Annotated in this window: 1 protein-coding gene and 1 pseudogene; both read left to right on the top strand. The window is 39.5% G+C overall.

Features of this window, described 5'->3' with window-relative positions; translation table 11 throughout:
• Positions 1-159: 159 nt before the first annotated feature.
• Positions 160-1023, top strand: coding sequence for a heteromeric transposase endonuclease subunit TnsA (locus AB4232_RS22580; protein ID WP_017059855.1), 864 nt, complete (start codon positions 160-162; stop codon positions 1021-1023).
• A pseudogene (locus AB4232_RS22575) lies at positions 1013-1878 on the top strand (integrase); the annotation flags it as partial. The gene AB4232_RS22580 and the pseudogene AB4232_RS22575, both read left to right, overlap by 11 nt.

Here is a 1878-nt window from a genome sequence, read left to right as displayed (position 1 = left end):
ATCATATTGAATATGAAGGATTTTCTTTTATACCCCACCTTAATTTCGATTTATTTAAGTTATAATAAATCCTTTTATAACAACAACTTAAATGAAAAATAAATTGGACAGCCTAGTTATGAACTGCTACTTATATATTAGTCATTAAGGATTAATATTATGAAGCCAGTCTCACAACCAAGCATCACAAGACGCGAACTTAATAAATTAAGAAAACACTTAGGTAAAATTAAAAATGGAACCTATGAGCCTTTTATTACAGTTAGAAGATCTAACAGTGTTGGTTTATCGCATATTTTATTCAGCCATAAGACTAATCGTTGTCATCACCTATTTAGTTTGGGCGAGCTCGCGCTATTCCTTCATCTAGAGCATGATCCTGATGTGTTAGACATACAAGAACAGTATCCACTACCGATCAATGAGACACTTTCATGCGCTGAAAAGCTGAACTATCGTCACCCAGGGAAATACAAAGAACGAGATGGCAGAGAAATCCCTGCTGCAACGATGACCACAGATTTTGTTGCCACAATTCACGATGTTACAAGCGGACAACTTTATATTAAGCCATACAATTACAAGCCAAGTTCAGCTTTGAGTACTGAGTTCGAGTCTCCGCAAAAAGTAAAGCGAACCAAGCAGAAGTTCAGGATAGAGCAAATGTATTGGGGTCGTCACAACCATCACCTAATTCAGGTGACAGAAGAAGATTTAAACCCTAATAAAACATACAACCTTCAATGGCTTAGAGAGACATATCACCACGTCAGGAAGAGTCAAATTGACGGTCATTTATGCCAAGGAATGCTAGAAACCCTCAGCAATTGCTTATTAAGCAATCCTGAATTTACTCTCAAGCAATGTCTGAGTTACTCCGCGTCAACCCACGATGTTTCTGAACTTGCCGCTCTAGAGATCTTTCAACACTTGGTCTATTCAAACCAATTAAATGTAGATCTGAACGAACGCATAGAAGTTTTTCGCCCTGTAATCATGATTTCGAAGCACGATGAGAATTAATCAAAAATTAGTCGATGGCAAAAAGGGGCTTGAATATCTCATCGTAGATATATGCCAAAACCTCGACATGATTGCTGTCACTCAACTCAATGTTGAGCGCCCAAAAAGGCCTTATACGCTTTCGCTGAGTGATACGTTGAGTCAAATAGAGCTAGGCAAATGGAAAGTGCTAAAGCATTCCTTTAGCCCTTACCTATACATGTCAGACGAAGAGTTACTGAAAGACAAAAAGCGCAGTAAATGGTTACAACGTAGAGACAACAGCTTCCACATCATTGCCCCGCTAATCGATAACGACGAACTACGTCACAGCTATCTATTTATCGATAGCAGTTCAATCCTAGATCGTTTGATAAAAAAATCGGGCCGCAGTCGTAGTTATGTAGCAAAAATTTTAAATCGTTATTGGTATTACGGTTCTCATATCAATGCTCTACTCCCTCTATGGAGAAACTGTGGAACGAATCAGTCTTTACCTGAATCACCGTCATTTGACCAAGCCCCTGAGTTAGGCAAAAGTGGCCCCAAAACTAGGTATGGAACGCCTTATCGTGGAGTCACTCAACAAGATATTAAAAATATTCGACGATTTGCCAAAACTATTCCAAACGGCGGAAAAGTCAGGTTGAGTGATCTTTACGATCAGTTTACACGCAAGTTCATGTATGCACGGGTTAGACCAATGGTTGAAGGAGCACATGAAATAGCTTTACCCGTTCCAAGAGCCAAGCTCATTTCACGAAACACCTTTAACTACCATTTTAAGCAAAACGTTGATCAGCTTGAATTGATTCGGAAGTCTGTCGGTACAATCAACTTCCAAAAAGACCATCGAGGCCGATCAGGTCTTGCTCG

The organism is Vibrio sp. 10N.286.46.A8 (assembly GCF_041470165.1).
GTDB classification, from domain to species: domain Bacteria; phylum Pseudomonadota; class Gammaproteobacteria; order Enterobacterales; family Vibrionaceae; genus Vibrio; species Vibrio tasmaniensis_A.
This window is presented reverse-complemented; position numbering and strand designations above follow the sequence as displayed.